3 protein-coding genes are annotated in these 1,917 nt (G+C 72.0%); 2 read left to right on the forward strand and 1 reads right to left on the reverse strand.

The annotated features are described in order from the left end of the window. On the forward strand, nucleotides 1-272 hold a 272-nt coding region (locus ACYVE7_RS33275), incomplete at its 5' end, for a hypothetical protein (RefSeq protein WP_460370455.1). Nucleotides 273-645: 373 nt separating this feature from the next. Next, nucleotides 646-1,443 carry an esterase/lipase family protein gene (locus ACYVE7_RS33280; RefSeq protein ID WP_460370457.1) on the forward strand — a complete coding sequence of 266 codons (798 nt, stop codon included), beginning with the start codon at nucleotides 646-648 and terminating at the stop codon, nucleotides 1,441-1,443. Here ACYVE7_RS33280 and ACYVE7_RS33285 read toward each other — a convergent pair. Next, a partial coding sequence (locus ACYVE7_RS33285; protein ID WP_460370459.1) for a PucR family transcriptional regulator occupies nucleotides 1,430-1,917 on the reverse strand: 488 nt, incomplete at its 5' end. The two genes, ACYVE7_RS33280 and ACYVE7_RS33285, sit on opposite strands and share 14 nt — an antisense overlap.

Genomic DNA, 1,917 nt, shown 5'->3' on the forward strand with positions numbered 1-1,917 from the left:
GCGCCCTGGTCCTGCGCGACGCCGCCGCCGACCGCGCCGCCGTCCCCGACCCGTCCCAGCAGGCCGTCTGGACGTTCGGCGGCGCCGCCGCCATGCTCGCCCTCCAGGTGACGGACGGCGCAAAACCCGACCCGGCCCGCATCGACGCCCTGGCCGACGCCCTCTCCGGCACCGCCCCCGTCCCCCCACCCGACGAGACGTCCACAGAACTGACCCGCCTCACCGAGGCCGTCCGCCTCCTCCGCCCCCAGGACACGCACGAACCGGGCTAACCCACTCCCCGCCCCCACCGCCCCCGCCACCTCACTTAGAGTGACCCGTCGGCATGAATCCGAAGGCACGCCGGGGGGTCGCCCACCATGGAGACATCCGCACACCCAGCCCCGACCAACCTGTCCCACCTCACCGACGACCACATCGACCGCGTCCTGGCCCTCCTCCACGACGAGGACGACCCCGTCCCGGAACCCCCATGACCGCCCCGCCCGAACGGGCCGGAAAGGCGGTTGTGTTGGGGGTGATAACGGGGGTGGGGAGGGGTGCGGTGGGGGACAAGTAAGGGGTTGCTGATGTGCCTAGCGTTTGGGTTTCTACCCCTGGGAAGGAAGCCGAATGCTGGTCAGGCGTGTGTTGTGTGGAGTGGGCGTGGCGGTCGCCGTGGTGGTCGGGGCGGCGGGGCCGGTGCGGGCGGAGAGCGTGCCGCAAGGAGCGAACGACTGGAAGTGCCGGACGTCGTGGGTGCATCCGACGCCCGTCGTGCTCGTGCACGGGACGTTGGAGAACATGGCGCTGACCTGGCAGAAGATCGCGCCCGCGCTGAAGCGGGACGGGTACTGCGTGTTCGCGCTGAACCACGGCGGGCCCAACGACGACTTCCCGATCCAGGGGACGGGCGACATCAAGGAGTCCGCCGTGAAGGTCGCGGAGTTCGCGGCGCGGGTCCGGGCCGCGACGGGCGCCCGGAAGGTCGATTTCGTCACTCATTCGATGGGGTCGCTGGTCGTCCGCCACTATCTGCAGCATCTCGGTGGGGCGCCCGTCACGGGACGGTTCGTGGGGCTCGCGCCCACCAACCACGGCACCGATCTGAGCGGGCTGGTGAAGCTCGGCCGCTGGTTCTTCGGGATCGACAGGCCGATCGCCGAGATGTGCGGGAAGGCGTGCGTGCAGCAGGTCGAGGGTTCGGCGTTCCTGAAGGAGCTCAACGCGGGTCCCGAGACCGTGCCGGGTGTCGACTACACCGTCCTGACGACCGACAGGGACGAGATCGCCACCCCGCACACCACCGGCTACCTGGCGGGCGCCCGCAACCGCACCCTCCAGCGGCTCTGCCCGCGTGAGGAGAGCGAGCACATGCGGATGCTGCTGAGCCCCGCCGTGATCTCGTTCCTCACCAACGCCCTCGGCTGGCCGGGCCCCGACGCGCGCGTCAGGTGCGGTTGACCAGGAGCCAGTGCCGCAGCGCGAGCTGAAGGTCGAGCGCCCGGTCGGGGTCGTGCATGGCCGGGCCGAACAGTTCGTCGAGGCGGCGCAGCCGGTAGCGCACGGTCTGGGCGTGGACGTTCAGCCGCACCGCCACCTCCGTCGCGTTGAACCGGCATTCCAGGCAGGCCAGGAGTGTTTCGGCGAGGCGTGGACGGAGCTGGCCCCGCGCCCGGTCGAGGGGTTCCAGCAGGGTGGCGGCGAGCCGGGCGACGAGGTCGGCGTCGCGGGTCACGAGTAGCAGGCCGACGTGGTCGAGGGCGGCGGCGGGGGCGTCGCCCGGTACGAGGCCGTTGTCGAGGAGGGCGAGGGTGCGGTGCGCCCAGCGGAGCGAACCGGCCAGGTGCAGGACGTCCGTGGTCGGGCCGACCGCCGCGTACCAGTCGGTCAGCCCGGCGGTGAGGGCGGTGCGCCGGCCCGGCCCGTCCGGGTCGG

The organism is Actinocorallia lasiicapitis (assembly GCF_054778695.1).